The 15,291-nt window shown below is 69.4% G+C and carries 19 protein-coding genes and 1 pseudogene; 10 read left to right on the top strand and 10 right to left on the bottom strand.

Annotation, left to right across the window (positions count from 1 at the left end; all coding sequences use genetic code 11):
* Positions 1-45: 45 nt before the first annotated feature.
* On the bottom strand, positions 46-549 hold the full coding sequence (gene purE, locus AB0H36_RS14635) for a 5-(carboxyamino)imidazole ribonucleotide mutase (RefSeq protein WP_360521865.1): 504 nt from the start codon (positions 547-549) through the stop codon (positions 46-48).
* Between the two features lie 9 nt (positions 550-558).
* Positions 559-1,731 carry a 5-(carboxyamino)imidazole ribonucleotide synthase gene (locus tag AB0H36_RS14630; RefSeq protein ID WP_360521862.1) on the bottom strand — a complete coding sequence of 391 codons (1,173 nt, stop codon included), beginning with the start codon at positions 1,729-1,731 and terminating at the stop codon, positions 559-561.
* Between the two features lie 154 nt (positions 1,732-1,885).
* Between AB0H36_RS14630 and AB0H36_RS14625 the strand changes: the two genes are divergently transcribed.
* The gene (locus AB0H36_RS14625) at positions 1,886-2,470 is read left to right on the top strand and encodes a GtrA family protein (RefSeq protein ID WP_360521859.1); all 585 of its coding nucleotides are present in this window, start codon (positions 1,886-1,888) and stop codon (positions 2,468-2,470) included.
* Here AB0H36_RS14625 and AB0H36_RS14620 read toward each other — a convergent pair whose 3' ends face one another.
* Positions 2,471-3,319: a phytanoyl-CoA dioxygenase family protein gene (locus AB0H36_RS14620; RefSeq protein ID WP_360521856.1), complete on the bottom strand. Its 849-nt coding sequence runs from the start codon at positions 3,317-3,319 to the stop codon at positions 2,471-2,473.
* Positions 3,320-3,389: 70 nt separating this feature from the next.
* On the opposite strand from AB0H36_RS14620, the gene AB0H36_RS14615 reads away from it, so the two are divergent.
* Positions 3,390-4,241 carry an AraC family transcriptional regulator gene (locus AB0H36_RS14615; protein WP_360521853.1) on the top strand — a complete coding sequence of 284 codons (852 nt, stop codon included), beginning with the start codon at positions 3,390-3,392 and terminating at the stop codon, positions 4,239-4,241.
* A gap of 111 nt (positions 4,242-4,352) precedes the next feature.
* Positions 4,353-4,607 carry a DUF4242 domain-containing protein gene (locus AB0H36_RS14610; protein WP_360521850.1) on the top strand — a complete coding sequence of 85 codons (255 nt, stop codon included), beginning with the start codon at positions 4,353-4,355 and terminating at the stop codon, positions 4,605-4,607.
* Positions 4,608-4,696: 89 nt separating this feature from the next.
* Here AB0H36_RS14610 and AB0H36_RS14605 read toward each other — a convergent pair whose 3' ends face one another.
* The gene (locus tag AB0H36_RS14605; protein WP_360521847.1) at positions 4,697-4,921 is read right to left on the bottom strand and encodes a hypothetical protein; all 225 of its coding nucleotides are present in this window, start codon (positions 4,919-4,921) and stop codon (positions 4,697-4,699) included.
* On the bottom strand, positions 4,918-5,874 hold the full coding sequence (locus AB0H36_RS14600; protein ID WP_360521844.1) for a glutamate-cysteine ligase family protein: 957 nt from the start codon (positions 5,872-5,874) through the stop codon (positions 4,918-4,920). The genes AB0H36_RS14605 and AB0H36_RS14600 overlap by 4 nt, the downstream gene beginning before the upstream one ends.
* A gap of 56 nt (positions 5,875-5,930) precedes the next feature.
* Between AB0H36_RS14600 and AB0H36_RS14595 the strand changes: the two genes are divergently transcribed.
* From AB0H36_RS14595 to AB0H36_RS14585, 3 genes are all read left to right on the top strand, one after another.
* The gene (locus tag AB0H36_RS14595) at positions 5,931-6,455 is read left to right on the top strand and encodes a MarR family winged helix-turn-helix transcriptional regulator (protein WP_360521841.1); all 525 of its coding nucleotides are present in this window, start codon (positions 5,931-5,933) and stop codon (positions 6,453-6,455) included.
* Positions 6,456-6,495: 40 nt separating this feature from the next.
* On the top strand, positions 6,496-7,719 hold the full coding sequence (locus AB0H36_RS14590; protein WP_360521838.1) for a GNAT family N-acetyltransferase: 1,224 nt from the start codon (positions 6,496-6,498) through the stop codon (positions 7,717-7,719).
* An 88-nt stretch (positions 7,720-7,807) separates the two neighbouring features.
* Positions 7,808-8,431 (top strand): hypothetical protein, encoded by a 624-nt coding sequence (locus AB0H36_RS14585; RefSeq protein ID WP_360521835.1) that lies wholly within the window; start codon positions 7,808-7,810, stop codon positions 8,429-8,431.
* Here the strand turns inward: AB0H36_RS14585 and AB0H36_RS14580 are convergent.
* On the bottom strand, positions 8,352-8,951 hold the full coding sequence (locus tag AB0H36_RS14580; protein ID WP_360521832.1) for a winged helix-turn-helix domain-containing protein: 600 nt from the start codon (positions 8,949-8,951) through the stop codon (positions 8,352-8,354). The genes AB0H36_RS14585 and AB0H36_RS14580 overlap by 80 nt on opposite strands.
* Before the next feature lie 58 nt (positions 8,952-9,009).
* Between AB0H36_RS14580 and AB0H36_RS14575 the strand changes: the two genes are divergently transcribed.
* Complete coding sequence (locus AB0H36_RS14575; protein WP_360521829.1) at positions 9,010-9,588, top strand: dienelactone hydrolase family protein; 579 nt, start codon at positions 9,010-9,012, stop codon at positions 9,586-9,588.
* A gap of 8 nt (positions 9,589-9,596) precedes the next feature.
* On the opposite strand, the gene AB0H36_RS14570 is transcribed toward AB0H36_RS14575, so the two are convergent.
* Both AB0H36_RS14570 and AB0H36_RS14565 read right to left on the bottom strand, forming a co-directional pair.
* On the bottom strand, positions 9,597-9,824 hold the full coding sequence (locus AB0H36_RS14570) for a hypothetical protein (RefSeq protein ID WP_360521826.1): 228 nt from the start codon (positions 9,822-9,824) through the stop codon (positions 9,597-9,599).
* A gap of 45 nt (positions 9,825-9,869) precedes the next feature.
* The gene (locus AB0H36_RS14565; RefSeq protein WP_360521823.1) at positions 9,870-11,336 is read right to left on the bottom strand and encodes an MFS transporter; all 1,467 of its coding nucleotides are present in this window, start codon (positions 11,334-11,336) and stop codon (positions 9,870-9,872) included.
* A 141-nt stretch (positions 11,337-11,477) separates the two neighbouring features.
* Here AB0H36_RS14565 and AB0H36_RS14560 point away from each other — a divergent pair, with 141 nt between their 5' ends.
* A complete protein-coding gene (locus tag AB0H36_RS14560; RefSeq protein ID WP_360521820.1) occupies positions 11,478-12,128 on the top strand; it encodes a helix-turn-helix domain-containing protein in 651 nt (216 codons plus the stop codon).
* A 92-nt stretch (positions 12,129-12,220) separates the two neighbouring features.
* The gene (locus tag AB0H36_RS14555; protein WP_360521817.1) at positions 12,221-13,351 is read left to right on the top strand and encodes an epoxide hydrolase family protein; all 1,131 of its coding nucleotides are present in this window, start codon (positions 12,221-12,223) and stop codon (positions 13,349-13,351) included.
* A gap of 69 nt (positions 13,352-13,420) precedes the next feature.
* Here the strand turns inward: AB0H36_RS14555 and AB0H36_RS14550 are convergent.
* Positions 13,421-13,663: pseudogene (locus tag AB0H36_RS14550) on the bottom strand (GNAT family N-acetyltransferase); the annotation flags it as partial.
* A 208-nt stretch (positions 13,664-13,871) separates the two neighbouring features.
* Here AB0H36_RS14550 and AB0H36_RS14545 point away from each other — a divergent pair.
* Positions 13,872-14,360 (top strand): helix-turn-helix domain-containing protein, encoded by a 489-nt coding sequence (locus AB0H36_RS14545; protein ID WP_360521814.1) that lies wholly within the window; start codon positions 13,872-13,874, stop codon positions 14,358-14,360.
* Here AB0H36_RS14545 and AB0H36_RS14540 read toward each other — a convergent pair.
* The gene (locus AB0H36_RS14540) at positions 14,357-15,226 is read right to left on the bottom strand and encodes a helix-turn-helix transcriptional regulator (protein WP_360521811.1); all 870 of its coding nucleotides are present in this window, start codon (positions 15,224-15,226) and stop codon (positions 14,357-14,359) included. The genes AB0H36_RS14545 and AB0H36_RS14540 overlap by 4 nt on opposite strands.
* Between the last annotated feature and the right edge of the window lie 65 nt (positions 15,227-15,291).

The raw sequence follows: 15,291 nt of genomic DNA, 5'->3' as shown, positions 1-15,291 counted from the left end.
GATCTCACGACTACCCGGCCATGACCTGTGGAAAACCGGCTGTGATCAGCCTTTACGGAGTTGTTCGGCCCCGTCACGGACGGTGCTTCCCTTGGCCCGGGCGAGATCGGCCAGCGACTCCTGGAACGCGACCATCCGGTCGCGCAGCTTGTCGTCCGACGCGGCCAGGATCCGGACCGCGAGCAGGCCCGCGTTGCGCGCGTTCCCGATCGACACCGTGGCCACCGGGACCCCGGCCGGCATCTGCACGATCGACAGCAGCGAGTCCATCCCGTCCAGGTACTTCAGCGGCACGGGTACGCCGATCACCGGCAGTGGAGTCACCGACGCCAGCATGCCCGGCAGGTGCGCGGCCCCGCCGGCGCCGGCGATCAGCACCTTCAGCCCGCGCTCGTGGGCAGACCGGCCGTACTCGATCATCTCCGCCGGCATCCGGTGCGCGGAGATGACGTCCGCCTCGAACGGCACGTCGAACTCGGTGCACACCTCGGCCGCGGCCTTCATCGTCGGCCAGTCCGAGTCCGACCCCATCACGATGCCAACAGACATTGCCCGCTCCTACTCGTCAATGGTGCCGGTCAGGTACGCCGCCGCGTGCCGGGCGCGCTCACGCACGTCGTCGAGGTCGTCGCCGTACGCCGTCACGTGGCCGACCTTGCGCCCGGGCTTCACGGACTTGCCGTAGAAGTGCACCTTCAGCCCCGGATCACGCGCCATGCAGTGCAGCAGCCCGCGGTGCATGTCCTCGACGTCACCGCCGAGCACGTTGACCATCACCGTGTACGGCGCTCGCGCGGCCGGCGACCCGAGTGGCAGGTCGAGCACGGCCCGGAGGTGGTTCTCGAACTGTGAGGTCACGGCACCGTCGATCGACCAGTGGCCGGTGTTGTGCGGGCGCATCGCGAGCTCGTTGACCAGCAGGCGGCCGTCACGGGCCTCGAACATCTCCACCGCGAGGATGCCGACCACACCGAGCTCGCCGGCGATCGTCAGCGCGGTCTGCTGGGCCTGGGCGGCCTTGTCCGGGGCCAGGCCGGGGGCGGGCGCGGTGACCTCGACGCAGATGCCGTCCTTCTGCACCGACTCGACGATCGGGTAGGCGACTGCCTGGCCGTGCGGCGACCGGGCCACGATCGCGGACAGCTCACGGACGAAGTCGACCTTCTCCTCGGCCAGGATCGGCACCCCGCTGCCGAACGCGGCCGCGACCGCCTCGTCGTCCGGGCCGTCCACGAACCAGACGCCCTTGCCGTCGTACCCGCCGCGGGTGGTCTTCAGGATCACCGGGAAGCCGCCGACCCGCTTGGCGAAGTCCTCGACGTCCGCCGGCGACTCCACCATCTGGTGTGCGGGCGAGGGCGCGTCGAACGTGTCCAGCCGGCTGCGCATGACCGCCTTGTCCTGGGCGTGCACCAGGGCGTCCGGGCCGGGGAACACCTTCACGCCTTCGGACTCCAGCGCGTGCAGCAGGTCGGTCGGGACGTGCTCGTGGTCGAACGTGACCACGTCGCACCCGGCGGCGAAACGCCGTACCGTCTCCGGGTCGCGGTAGTCGCCGACGGGTGCGTCGGCCACCGCCTGGGCCGCCGACACCGCCGGGCCCTCGGCGAGCACGCGGAGCTGGATGCCGAGCGCGACCGCGGTCTCCTGCGTCATCCGGGCCAGCTGGCCGCCGCCGACCATGCCGACGACCGGCGTCCCGACCGGGAGGTCCTTGCGTTCGAACTTCACAGCCTGGAGCCTAATGTCCATACATCAGGTCAGCGGCAGCGGGCCACAGGGACGCGCGGGGGCGCGCGGGCGATTTCGGAGTCGGGCCCGTCGCCGGGTACCGTGGGAAGCTGCCCTCCCGTCGCAGTGTGATCACAGAAGGTTCCGGAGACCGTTGAAGCTCGTCACCACGCTGTACCGCCAGGTCGAGCACCTGGTGCACGAAGTGGCCAAGTTCGGTCTGGTCGGTCTGCTCGGCATGGCGGTGGACCTCCCGATCTACAACTGGCTGGTCTTCAACAACCCGCTGGTCATCGCCGACTCCGGAGTCGGCATGCTGCACCACAAGCCGCTGACCGCGAAGTTCATCTCGGTCACGGCCGCCACGATCGCGACGTACCTGGGCAACCGGCACTGGACCTGGCGGCACCGCGAGCGCTCCGGACTCCACCGAGAGTACGTGCTGTTCTTCGTGCTGAACGGCATCGGCCTGCTGATCGCGGCCGCCTGCCTCGGCTTCTCCCGCTACGTGCTGGACCTGCACAGCTGGCTGGCCGACAACATCTCCGCGAACGTGATCGGCCTGGGCCTCGGCACGCTGTTCCGGTTCTGGTCCTACCGCAAGTTCGTGTTCAAGGAAGAGATCGAGCTCGAGGAGGCCGAGCAAACCCCGGCTCCCGAGTCACCGGCCGCCCTCGACCCCGAGTCACCGGCCGCGCTCGACCCCGAGTCGACCGGCGACCTTCCCGCCGTGCGCTGATCACTCCCCATTGAGCGGTCGGCAGTCCGCTTGTTGGTCGCGGGGCCAGAGGAGGGGCTGGATCGTGGGGTCGGTGTAGTCGGGCGCGTTGGTCTGTGGGTCGGTGCGGACCAGGACGTCGTTGGGGTGGGCGGAGCCGGGGCGCCAGCGGTTGGTGGTCGGTTGGAGATGGATCGCCAGCGACCGGCGGGGTTCGGTGCCGCGGTTGGGAGAGCTGCCGTGGACGGTGCGGCAGTGGTGGAAGCTGACCTGGCCGCGACGCATCCGTGGCGTGAAGGGTGTCGGGTCGAAGCCTTGCGCGACGAGCGCGGCGTCGAGGGCGGCGCTGTCCTGGGAGAAGAAGTCGAGGCCGGTCACGTCCCACCGGTGGCTGCCGGGCAGGAACGAGACCGCGCCGTTGACCTCGTCGACGTCGTGGAAGCCGACCCAGGCGGTGAGCATGGTGTCCGCCGTACAGGACTGCCAGTACTGCCGGTCCGTGTGCCACCCGACACGGGCCGACCCGCCCGGCCCGTCGACCGGCTTCCGGAGCAACTGGTCGTGCCACAAACGAATCCCGTCGGCCCCGGACAACGCAGCGGCCGTGGCGGCGATCGCCGGATGCCGAACCAGCGCCGCCAACTCGTCGACCCGCAGCGACGCGTAGTCGTTCTTCCGCAGTACGTCGCCATCGCTCGGCTGCCACCCACGCGTGACCGGAACATCGGGGAGTTGATGGTCGTGGTCGCCGGCGTAGAAACGCTCCATGCCCCGCTCGGCCGCGTCGAGCACCTCGGCCGGCACGATCACCGGCGAAATCCAGTAGCCGTGCTCCCGGTAGAAGGCAATGTCATCAGGTCCTGGCTGCATGCCTTGACCCTAGGCAGGAGCTGGGCGACGCGGCGTTGCCGATGTTCAGGCGACTGGGCACAATCTTCAGGTGTCTCTGAGCCGACCGGACGGGTTGCGCGCCGGCTTCCACGCCGATGTCCACGACCCGGTCAGCGGCCTCGTCCATGCGGGTGAGCAGTGGGTGCCGGAGCGGTTCCTGATCGAGCCGCACGAGCATCCGGTCTGGGAGATCTACCTGCAGTTGCACGGCGTCACGCGGTGGGTCGCCGGTGGGGAGAGCTATCTGCTGCAGCCCGGGCACCTGTTCGCCGTACCTCCGAAGCTCGAGCATCACCTGGCCGGGGCCTCGGGCAACCATCACTTCTACTTCGCCGCGATCGACCTCGATCCCGTCGTACGGCGGCATCCGTCACTGGCCCTGGATTGGCCGGCGATCGTGGTGCATCGGGAGGCGGGTGAGGTCGCGTATGCGTTCGCGCAGCTCGTGCGCGAGCTGACCACGCGGTACGAGTACGCCGACATCGGCCTGACTCTCGCGGTCGACCACCTGGTGCTCGCGGTCAACCGGGCGATGGCTCCGACCGCCGCGCCGGAACTCGCGATCCATCCGGCGGTGCGGACCGTCAAACGCCTTCTGGACCAGGAGTTCGACCAACGCTGGACACTCCGCCGGCTCGCCGACCGGGTCGGCCTCGCACCGTCGTACCTGGCCGAGCTCTTCACCAGTCACCTCGGCCAGCCACCCCACCGCTACCTCAACGAACGCCGCATCGACCGCGCCCGCCAACTCCTCGACACCACCGATCTCAGCATCACCACCATCGCCCAATCCCTCGGCTACAGCTCCAGCCAACACCTCGCCCGCACCTTCCGATCCCACACCGGCACCACGCCCACCGCCCACCGTCGCGGCTCGGCGGCTTCGGAAAGGCTCGGCTGAGCGGGCTTTCCGGTTGGTTACGGGTGCGGTGGGGGTATAGGCGGTCGGGGGTGGGGGCGTGACACTGGCGGTGTTGGAGCTGGGGCTTGGGGCAAGTGGCTAGGGAGTGTCATGGCTTTGTTCATGGATGTGCACGAGAGTTTGCCGGAGGGTGCGACGGCCAAGGATGTCGCCGAGGCGCACAAGGCGGACGTGAAGGTGCAGGACGCGTACGGCGTGAAGTACCTGCGCTACTGGGTCGACGAGGCGAACCACAAGGTGTTCTGCCTCGCCGAGGCGCCGGATGCCGAGGCCGCCATCGCGGTGCACCGGGAGGCGCACGGGTTGGTTGCCGAGCGCATCTACGAGGTCATCGAAGGTAGCTGACAAGCGGGACGTCAGATCGTGGCGATCGCGGTGACGCCGATGGCGATGCCGATGACATAGGTGCCCAGGGCCCCTATATCGCGCAGCGGTTAGGCCAGATCGGTCGGCGCCTGGTTGCCGCCGCCGCGGATCGCCCGGTGCCGGGTGACGTTGGCACCCAGCAGGAACAGCAGGATGCCCATCAGGGCCATGCAGACAATCGTCACGGTGCTCATATCAGGACTCCTTCGTACTGGGCGACCAGCCGGCTCACCATCGAGTGGCTGAGCGTGCAGCCCGGCGAGCGGGTCGGTGACGAACAGGATGCCGGTCATGCGACGAGCTCCACTTCGGGAAGGAGTTCGTGACCACGAGCCGCGGTGTCGGCGTCCCCGGCAGCGGCCGAGCGCCAGTGGTCAGCCAGGTGTGCACGTTCCGGCTCGAGTGCGCGCAATGCGGTGCGCCGGCGGTCGTCGTCGTACACCAGACTTGTCAGGGCAGTGATCACGTCGCCGATTGCGTGCGGTTCCTGGGCGTCGAGGAAACGGACTTCGAGGTACGTCGATCGCGGCCGGACCGGCGGGAACATCGTGGTGAGGTGGTCGACCGGACCGCCGGTCACGAAGACCGTGGCACCGGCGGCGAAGGCGGTGTACGCCGCGACCGGGTCGTCGCCGTACAGGAGCCGATCGTCGAAGCCCGTCCGTGCCGGGTCGGTCTCGAGCCAAGTGGTGAGCCGTCCGTGCGGTCCGGCGCTGCGTGCGAACGCGGCGGCGAGGAACGGGCCGGCGAGGTTGAGGACCCGCCACTGCTCGGCGCCGGCGCGACCGGGCCACCAGTCGAGGCAGACCTGGGTGGACGCGGTACGACGCATCATCCACCGGCCGGCTGGACCGATCGAGTCGAAGTGCCGGTGCATCGCGACGTACCTCGGCGTTGTCAGCTGCAGCGGGACCTCGTGCTCCGGCCGTGGGTCGACCGGCAGTGCGTAGATGCTGAGGTGTTCCGCGGTGAGGTGGCGCTGGAGGTCGTCGGTCAGCGAGCGGACCTGCGTCACCGGGTCAGTCGTGCACGGCAGGCTCAGCTCGAGCTGTCCGCCGGGCTCGAAGCCGACGTACGGCGAGGCGATCGCCGTCGCGGCCGCCTGCCTTACCCGGTCGATCGGTACGGCGGCGCCGGTGGTGCTGTCCGCGACCAGGAACTCCTGCTCCACGGCGACCCGGACAGTCCGGCGACGGCCCTGGGCGAACAGGCCGGCGACGATCGGGCGAAGCTCCTTGGGATCCATGGGTGCTCCTGATACTGTAAGGATTCCTGTCGAAATGTTGAAAGGAATCCTTACGGATGTCAAGAGCGGAGGGGGCAGAGGGCAGGCCGTCAAGACCGTCGAGGGTTGAGCTTGCTCGGCTTGGGCGTAAGCCGTTCATTGCGATCGTCGACCGGGCCAACCGGGCGCTGCAGGCGGACATGGTCCGGCACGGGCACCGCGACGGTCATCCGGAGCTGAAGCCGGCCCACAACGCTGTCTTCGGCACACTCAGCATCGAGGGCTCCCGCGCCGCCGACATGGCGGTCCGGGCCGGGATCACCCGGCAGTCGATAGGTGAGGTGATCCGCGAGCTGGTCGGCCTCGGCATCCTCGAGATGCGCCCCGACCCCGAGGACGGCCGGGCCAAGCTGGTCACCTACAGCGAGCACGGCCGCGAGGTCGCCGCCGACGGGTACGCACACCTGCGCGACCTCGAGGAACGCTTCGCCGCGGAGTTCGGTCCCGAGGACTACGAGACCGCGCGCGATGTCCTGTCCCGCGTTGCCGACCTGCTCGACCGCTGGGCCGCGGAGCGGGCGTCCGAGGCTGCCTCCGGATAAATCACGCGAAAGTGTCCGCGGGCCGTGTGAGGATCGGAGAATGACCGAGCAGATCGCCGTACGACCGGCCGTGCGTGAGGACTACGACGAGTTCCGGGCGCTGTTCGCCGCGGCGCTGATGTTCGAGCCCTCGGCCACCAACGACCTGGGCCGGGCCCTGTTCGAGCCCGAGCGCGCACTGGTCGCGACCGACGGCGACGAGATCATCGGTACGACGCGCGCCCTGACGCGAGACCTGTCGGTGCCGGGAGCGGTGGTGCCGGCTGCGCACGTCACCTCCGTGGGAGTGCGGGCGACGCATCGCCGGCGTGGGGTGATGTCCGAGCTGATCATCCGGCAGTTGCGCGAGGCGCCGGAGGCGATCGCGGTGCTGTGGGCGAGCGAGTCGGGCATCTACGGGCGGTTCGACTACGCGCCCGCCGCTTGGGGTGTGTCCTACGAGATCGATCTGCACAGGGTCGGCCCGCCGGACGTGCGAGTCCGTCCTGGCGAGCTCGGCCTGCTGGCTGCGGAGGGGGCCGCCGAGCAGCTCGCACCGCTGCTGAAGCGCCTGCAGGAACGGCGTCCCGGCGTCTCCGGTCGATCCGGCCTCGGCTGGCAACAGCACCTGGAGGACAAGCCGGACTCACGGGGTGGGAAGACCGCCCGGCAGATCCTGGTGCACCGCGATGAGTCCGGCGCCATCGACGGATACGCGCTGTGGCGCGGCAAGATGAACTGGGACCCGGTCGGCCCGTCGAACGAGGTGTCGGTCGAGGAACTGGTCGCGATCGAGCCGGCCGCCTACCGGGCGCTGTGGCACTACCTGCTCACGCTGGATCTCGCCGCCAAGCTCGAGTACGGGCATGCCGCGGTGGATGAGCCGCTGCAGCAGCTCGTCACCACCCCGACCGCGCTGACCCGGCGGCTGAGCGAGTCCTTGTGGGTCCGCGTGACCGACGTCCCGCGGGCGCTGGCCCAACGCCGGTACGCCGTACCCGTCGACCTGGTGTTCGAGGTGGCCGACGACCTGATCCCCGCGAACGCCGGCCGCTTCCGGCTGACCGCCGACGGCCCGTCCGCACCCGCGAAATGCTTCCAGACCGACGACCCGGCCGACCTCACCCTGTCAGCCCGCGAGCTCGGCGCGATTTACCTGGGCGGCCGCCCGCTCGCCGAGTTCGCCGCCACCGGCCGCGTCACCGAACACCGCCCCGAGGCCCTCACCACCGCCACCGCTGCCTTCGGTTGGCCGACCCCGCCGGTCAGCATCGAGATCTTCTGATCGGCCCTTTCGGGCAGAGTCGGTTCGCATCGAGCCGGCCGGAGTTATCGTCGAACCGAGCCTGGGGGGTGAGGGGGCGGTTCTGGTGGTGACGCGCGAGTTGTCGCAATCGCCTCAGGCGACAGTCGTTGATCCGGTCGGCCTGCTGGCGGTCGGTGGGATCTGTGGACTCGCCTGGGCGGCCGGACTGCGCGGATTCATGGCGCAGGTCGCCGGCGACGAGGCCGGTGTCGATTGGGTCGGCACGTTCGTCTGGATCCTGCTGCCTGGCCTACTCATCGGCGTCCTCCTGGGATGGGCCGAGTACCTCCGCCGCACCGGCGGACGTCCGCACTGGCGATGGCTCGCACTGTCGCCGTTGCTCTTCATGGCCGTGCTGACCCCCGATCCGCTCGGGGTGCTGGAAGACGGCATCGGTGGCGGCGCCATCGGCGTACCGCTGTTCGGCATGCTCGGCGGGTACGCGATCGCCGGCCGCGGTCGCTTGGTGTGGCGAGTGATCGCGGGAGTTCTGGCGTTCAGCGTCGTACCGATCTGGGCGCTGACGGTCGAGTCCTTCGCTCCGGAGCTCGGACTCGAGACTCCGGCCGGTCTGTGGGTCGCGCTGTACTACTACTCCTTCATGGCGGTGCTCATGCTCGCCTGCTCGATTCCTCATCGTCCGGTGGTGGCAGGGTCGGGTAGTCGAGGATCGGGTAGAGGCCGACGGTGAAGCCGTAGGTGGTGTTGCCGGAGCGGGGGAGTTGGTCGAAGTCGTGGATGAGGCGGTCGACCTGCTGCCAGAACTCGGCGGCGCGTTCCTCGGGGATGCGGGCGTGCCGGATGAACGAGCGGAGCTGACCGTCGTCGTACGCGGGGGTGGACTCCTTCGCCGCGACCTCGAAGTCGTTGAAGTCCGGCGGCAGCGGTTCGCCGTCCGGTCCGGAGCGACCCAGGCCGACGAAGAACATCCGCGCGGCCCGGCCGTAGAAGCGCTCCTCGATCGCCCGCACCCGCCGGGTCCGGACCACCCGCAGGATGCCTGCGTCCGCCAGCACCTTCACGTGGTGCGCGACCGTGCTCTTCGGCCGCTTGACCGCGGCCGCCAGCTCGGTGACCGTCGCGGCCCGCTCGTGCAGCAGGCCGAGGATCGTCGTCCGCAGCGGGTCGCTGATCGCCCGGACCTGCTCGGCGGTGGTCAGCTCGATCGTGTCCTCGAGCTCGTAGTCCGGCACCGGCCCCTTGATCGGCATGATCGGATCAGACTAACATCGCCAATCGTTCGAGATATTTGGATCATTGGAGCTGATAATGGCCGAGATCGTGCTGTACCACCACGCCCAGGGACTCACGGACGGCGTGCAGGCATTCGCCGAAGAGCTACGCCGGGCGGGTCACACGGTCCACCTGCCTGACCAGTACGACGGCAACACCTTCGCCACCCTGGAGGAGGGGCTGGAGTATGCGAAGAAGGTCGGCTTCGGCACGCTCCTGGAGCGCGGGGTCGCTGCTGCCGAGAGCCTGCCGGAAGAGCTCGTCTACGCGGGCTTCTCGCTCGGCGTGATGCCGGCGCAGCAGTTGGCGCAGACCCGCCCCGGCGCCAAGGGCGCGTTGTTCTACTACTCCTGCCTGCCGGTGGAAGAGTTCGGCGCGTGGCCGGACGGCGTCCCGGTGCAGATCCACGGCATGGACCAGGACCCCTTCTTCACCGAGGAAGGCGGCGACCTCGACGCCGCCCGCGCGCTGGTCGCCGCGACCGATCAGGCCGAGCTCTTCCTCTACCCCGGCAAGGAGCACCTCTTCGCCGACTCGTCCCTACCGTCGTACGACGAATCAGTTGCCGCCCTCCTCAGGGAGCGGACGTTGGTGTTCCTGGCCGGAATCGAGTGAGGTAGGTGTCAGAGGGCGTGCAGCTTGGGGAACGGGGCGAGGACACGGATCAGCTTGCCGCCACCGAAGTCGACGACGACCGCGTGGCCGGCGTCGACCGTGCTGATCCGGCCCAGGCCTTCCTTGTCGTGAGACACCCGCTGGCCGACCTCGAAGACCTTGATCGGGTCCGGAACACGGGGTTTGAAGGGACTCGTGGACAGGTGACGACGCGTCGTCGCGCGGAATGAATCCATCAGGGTCCCAGTATGCGCCACAGCCCGCCGCTTGACCCTTCTTCGTCAGGAAACCGCGGCTCGGGTGGCCTCGGCCTCGGAGCGAACTGGAGACTCGACCTCGGCCTTGCGGGTCGGGATGAAGGAGGCGACGGCCAGCGCGGCCAGCGCGGCGGCGGCGCCGATGATCAGGACGACGCGGAAGCCGTTCTGCGACGGGAGCGCGTAGCCGCCGAGGTCGATGGTGAGCTGGGCCAGGATGACACCGGCGACGGCGCTCGACACCGAGGTGCCGATCGAGCGCATCAGGGTGTTCAGGCTGTTCGCGGCCGCGGTCTCCGACACCGGCACGGCGGCCATGATCAGCGCGGGCATCGCGCCGTACGCGAGGCCGATGCCGGCGCCGATCAGGACGGAGACGAGGACGAGCTGCCAGACGGCGGACATCAGCACGACGCCGACGCCGTACCCGGCGGCGACGACCACGGCGCCCAGCATCAGGGTGGTCTTCGGGCCGCGGGTCCGGGAGATCTTCGCCGACAGCGGCGCGGTCAGCAGCATCACCAGCCCGGACGGGCCCATCACCAGGCCGGCGCCGAGCATCGACTGGCCGAGCCCGAAACCAGTTGCCTTGGGCATCTGCAGGAGCTGCGGCAGGACCAGTGACATGGCGAACATCGCGAACCCGAACACCATCGACGCGAGGTTGGTCAGCAACACCTGAGGGCGGGCCGTGGTCCGCAGGTCGACCAGCGGCTCCGGAGTACGGCGTTCCCACCAGCCCCACGCCAGCAGCGCGACGACGGCCAGCGCGAACAGGCCCAGTGTGCGGCCGCTGGTCCAGCCCCAGTCGGCGCCCTGCGAGATGGCCAGCAGCAACGAGATCAGGCCGGTCGACAGGCCGACGCCGCCAAGTACGTCGAACCGGCCGCCCGACCGCACCGCGGACTCCGGGACGAGGCGCAGGACCAGGCCGAACACGATCACGCCGAGCGCGGCGGAGATCCAGAACAGCGTGTGCCAGTCGAAGTTCTCGGCGAGCAGCGCGGCCGCGGGAAGTCCCAGGGCGCCGCCGACGCCGAGGGATGCACTCATCTGCGCGGTCGCCGTACCGAGCTTCTCCGGTGGCAACTCGTCGCGCATGATGCTGATGCCCAGCGGGATCACGCCGGAGGCAAGTCCTTGCAGCGCGCGGCCGACGATCATCGGGGTCAGCGAGTCGCTGAGAGCGGCGACGATCGAGCCGGTGACGAGCATGCCCAGGCTGAGCAACAGCATCCGGCGCTTGCCATACATGTCGCCGAGCCGCCCGATGATCGGCGTCGCGACGGCGGCCGCGAGGAGCGTGGCGGTGATCGCCCAAGCGGTTCCGGCGGCCGAGGCGTTCAGCAGCCGGGGCAACTCCGGGACGAGCGGGATCACCAGGGTCTGCATCAGCGCGACCGTGATGCCGGCCGAAGCGAGCACCGGTACGACGGCACCGGTGCGCACAGGCGCTGGTGGCGCCTCCACCGACGAGGGGACTGCGGACATCACGAGCCTCCGAAGGACGACTTGAATAGTTGGTTTATGCAACTAGACTTTAAGTCAGGCGGTTGACTTAAACAAGTCGACCGGGCAGGCTGGAGTCAGATCGACGCGGAGGTGCTTTCCGATGGCAGGCGGTGACCGAACATGATGATGGCGAAGGCGGTCCGCTCCGAGCGCGTGAACGCGACCCGCGAGCTGATCCTCAGCACGGCGGAGCGGCTGTTCGCGGAGCACGGGGTGCACGAGGTCTCCAACCGGCAGATCAGCGAGGCGGCCGGCCAGGGCAACAACACGGCGGTCGGGTACCACTTCGGGACCAAGGCCGACCTGGTCCGGGCGATCGTGCGCAAGCACTCCGAGCCGATCGAGGCGCGCCGCCGGGAGTTGCTGGCCGAGCTCGGCAGGGACGCGGACGTCCGCGACTGGGTGACCTGCCTGGTCCGGTCGGCGACCGACCATATGGGCAGTTTGGGCAACCCCAGCTGGCTGGCGCGGTTCAGCGCCCAGCTGATGACCGACCCGTCGCTGCGTCAGATCCAGATCGAGGAGTCGCTCACCTCGCCGACGCTGCGGCAGATCCTCGACGGACTCAACGAGTGCCTGGCGGACCTGCCGGTTCCGGTGCGGATGGAGCGCGGTGACATGGCCCGGCACCTGATCATCCAGATGACAGCGGAGTTCGAGCGCGCGCAGGCCGAGGGCACCCCGACCGCGCGAGCGACCTGGCAGGAGATGGCCGACGGCCTCATCGACGGCATCGTCGGGCTGTGGACCGCGCCGGTGACCACCACATGACGGTTCCGCGGTTCCCGGTGGTGGCGGTCACGAGGATCATCTCGGCCACAACCCCGCCGCGGCACGCTATTCCGGCCGCGTAGGTTCGGGGCATGCGAGAGTTCAGGATCGACGTCCCGGACGAGGCGCTGGACGACCTGGCCGAGCGGCTGCGACGCGTTCGTTGGCCGCAGCAACTGCCTGCAGACGGGTGGGAGCGTGGGGTTCCGGTCGAGTACCTGCGGCAGCTCGTCGAGCGCTGGCAATCCTTCGACTGGCGGGGCTGGGAGGCGCGGCTCAACGAGTATCCGCAGTTCACGACCCGGATCGACGAGCAGACGATTCACTTCCTGCACGCGCGATCAGCCGAGCCGGACGCGCTGCCGCTGATCCTCACGCACGGCTGGCCGGGTTCGGTCGCCGAGTTCCTGCCGATCCTCGGTCCGCTCACCGATCCCGCGTCGTACGGCGGTGATCCGCGCGACGCCTTCCACATCGTCGCCCCCTCGGTCCCGGGGCACGGCTTCTCGGTGCCGCTCGAGTCGCCGGGCTGGAACCACCGCCGGATCGCGAACGCCTGGGCCGAACTGATGGCGCGCTTGGGCTATCAGCGGTACGGCGCCCAGGGCGGCGACACCGGATCGGTCGTGTCACCACTGCTCGGACACGTCGATCCGGCCCACGTCATCGGCGTACACATCAACGGGGGATTGGCTTTCCCGTCGATCGAGCCCGGCGATGTCGACCAGCTGACCGACGTCGAGCGGGAGCGGCTGGCCGCGGCGGAGCGGCTGCGCGAGGTCGGGACCGGATACGCCGAACTGCAGGGCACGCGGCCGCAGACGGTGTCGTTCGGGTTGAGCGACTCGCCGGTCGGGCAGCTGGCCTGGATCGTGGAGAAGCTCTGGGAGTGGACCGACCCAGCCCGTGCGCTGCCCGAGGACGCGGTCGACCTCGACCACCTGCTGACCGACGCGTCGATCTACTGGTTCACCAACACCAGCGCGTCGTCCGCCAACCTGTACTACGAGAATCGCGTGGCGGCCGACGATCCGGCCGAACCGTCCGGGCCGCCCACCGGGGTGGCGGTGTTTCCGACCGACCCCGCGATCCGGCGGGTGCTAGCGCGTCGGCACCGCATCGTCCACTGGTCGGACTTTTCCCGCGGCGGTCACTTCGCCGCGCTCGAGGCGCCAGACCTGCTCGTCGGCGACATCCGGGCGTTCTTCCGGGAGCTTCGCTGACACCAGGAAGTTGATCAGCGCGCCGTCGCGCTCGACCGTGGCGTCCGGCCAGCGGCGGCGGATCATCCGCAGGGTCCGGTCGTTGGCCGGGCTGACCACGAACAGGAACCGGGTCGCGCCGGCCGCGATCGCGTCCGCGGCGGCGATCGACAGCATCCGTACGCCGAGACCGCGCCGCTGCTCGGGTTCGCTGATGACGGCGGCGAGCTCGGCGGTCTGTTCGTCGTACCCGATCGCCCAGGCCCACATGGCGTGACCGACGACCTGGTCGTCGCGGGTGGCGACCCAGGACTGGCCGGACGGGCAGAGCATGCGCAGCACCAGCGCGGGCCGCGGTGGGCGGCCGATGGCGGTCTGGAACCGGAGGTAGAGGCTGAGGTCGGTCAGCCCCGTGAGCATCGTGGTCAGATCCTCCGCGTCGGGTTCGCCGGCGCGCCGGATCATCGGCCGCTGAGTCTGGTTCACGGATTCAGCCTTGCCTGACTTGGCTGAGTCTGTCAAGCGGACTTATCCTCGAGGTATGACTGCGCAGGTGCCCGAGGCGATGAGCTGGTCGACCGAGAACTGCACGATCTCGCGGACGATGCAGATCCTCGGCGACAAGTGGACGTTCCACGTGCTGCGGGAGTTGTTCGTCGGCGTCCGGCGGTTCGAGGACATCCGGGTCCGGGCCGGGATCCCGCGGCAGGTGCTCACCGAGCGGCTCGCGGCGCTGATCGAGCGCGGCCTGCTGCGGCGGCATCCGTACCGCCTGCCCGGGCAGCGCGAGCGGTACGAGTACCGCCTCACCCAGGCCGGCCTCGACCTCTACCCGGTGCTTGTGGCGATGATCCAGTGGGGCGACCAGTACCTCCCGCTCGACGGCGGCCCACCGATCGTGCCGCAGCATCGCGAGTGCGGTGAGCAGGTCAGCGTCGTACTGCGCTGCGAAGCCGGCCATGAGCCGGGCGCCCGCGAGATCGCGATCCGCCCCGGGCCTGGCGCCAAACCCCGGGAGCTCGCGAGCTAGAGCAGATCGATCGCGTTGCGGATCAGGCGCTCGGTCTCGCGGGGCTGGGCGGCCGAGATCGACAGCGTGTCCATGGTGATCGTGTAGCCGTCGACCTCGTCTCGCTTGTCGACGTAGACCGCGCTGGTGAGGTGCTCGATGTAGACGATGTCCGGCAGGTCGGCGTCGTTGAACCGGAGCAGCGTGAATGCGCCGCCGGTGGCGCCGTACCCGCCGGTCTCGAACGGGATGATCTGCAGTGTCACGTTGTGCCGCTTGGACGCGACGATCAGGTGCTCGAGCTGCGCCTTGAGGATCTGCTTGTTGCCGATCGGGCGGCGCAGCACGGCCTCGTCGATGACTGCCCACAACCGGGCCGGACGCGTCCGCGTGAGCACCTGCTGGCGCGACATCCGCAGCGTGACGAGGCGTTCGCGCTCCTCCGGCGGCATCGGTTTGTCGCGGCCGAGCTGGAACACGGCCCGCGCGTACTCCGGGGTCTGCAGCAGGCCCGGGACGAACTGGAGCTCGAAGGTCCGGATCAGGTCGGCCGCCATCTCCAGGCCGAGGTAGGAGTGGAACCAGGTCGGCGTGACGTCGTCGTACCGCTGCCACCAGCCGGGGTTGTTCGCCTCCCGGGCCAGGTCGAGCAAGCGCTCGCGCTCGGCCGGGTCGTCGAGTTTGTAGAGAGTGAGCAGGTCGTCGACATCGCGGACCTTGAAGCCGACCCGGCCGAGCTCGAGCCGGCTGATCTTCGACTCCGAGCCGCGGATCGCCCAGCCGGCGTCGGTGCGGGTGATGCCGGACTCCTCGCGGAGCCGGCGCAGGTGGGCCCCGAGCATGATGCGCAGCGCGGTCGGCCCGCCGTACGCGCCCGGCTCAGTCACCCTCGCCTCCCCAGATCGTCACATCACGGCCGATCGATCATTTCACAACAGAATGTGACGCGGTC

Origin of the sequence: Kribbella sp. NPDC050820 (assembly GCF_040653975.1) — a bacterium.
GTDB lineage: Bacteria > Actinomycetota > Actinomycetes > Propionibacteriales > Kribbellaceae > Kribbella.
The sequence above is the reverse complement of the archived record's forward strand: the minus strand, read 5'-3'. Positions and strand labels throughout refer to the sequence as shown.

Bases quoted from the DNA above. Each gene is read 5' to 3' on its own strand.
- purE (WP_360521865.1), bottom strand. From the start codon at position 549: ATGTCTGTTGGCATCGTGATGGGGTCGGACTCGGACTGGCCGACGATG.
- AB0H36_RS14620 (WP_360521856.1), bottom strand. From the start codon at position 3,319: ATGCAGCCAGGACCTGATGACATTGCCTTCTACCGGGAGCACGGCTAC.
- AB0H36_RS14610 (WP_360521850.1), top strand. From the start codon at position 4,353: ATGGCTTTGTTCATGGATGTGCACGAGAGTTTGCCGGAGGGTGCGACG.
- AB0H36_RS14605 (WP_360521847.1), bottom strand. From the start codon at position 4,921: ATGACCGGCATCCTGTTCGTCACCGACCCGCTCGCCGGGCTGCACGCT.
- AB0H36_RS14600 (WP_360521844.1), bottom strand. From the start codon at position 5,874: ATGGATCCCAAGGAGCTTCGCCCGATCGTCGCCGGCCTGTTCGCCCAG.
- AB0H36_RS14595 (WP_360521841.1), top strand. From the start codon at position 5,931: ATGTCAAGAGCGGAGGGGGCAGAGGGCAGGCCGTCAAGACCGTCGAGG.
- AB0H36_RS14590 (WP_360521838.1), top strand. From the start codon at position 6,496: ATGACCGAGCAGATCGCCGTACGACCGGCCGTGCGTGAGGACTACGAC.
- AB0H36_RS14580 (WP_360521832.1), bottom strand. From the start codon at position 8,951: ATGCCGATCAAGGGGCCGGTGCCGGACTACGAGCTCGAGGACACGATC.
- AB0H36_RS14575 (WP_360521829.1), top strand. From the start codon at position 9,010: ATGGCCGAGATCGTGCTGTACCACCACGCCCAGGGACTCACGGACGGC.
- AB0H36_RS14570 (WP_360521826.1), bottom strand. From the start codon at position 9,824: ATGGATTCATTCCGCGCGACGACGCGTCGTCACCTGTCCACGAGTCCC.
- AB0H36_RS14565 (WP_360521823.1), bottom strand. From the start codon at position 11,336: ATGTCCGCAGTCCCCTCGTCGGTGGAGGCGCCACCAGCGCCTGTGCGC.
- AB0H36_RS14560 (WP_360521820.1), top strand. From the start codon at position 11,478: ATGATGATGGCGAAGGCGGTCCGCTCCGAGCGCGTGAACGCGACCCGC.
- AB0H36_RS14555 (WP_360521817.1), top strand. From the start codon at position 12,221: ATGCGAGAGTTCAGGATCGACGTCCCGGACGAGGCGCTGGACGACCTG.
- AB0H36_RS14545 (WP_360521814.1), top strand. From the start codon at position 13,872: ATGACTGCGCAGGTGCCCGAGGCGATGAGCTGGTCGACCGAGAACTGC.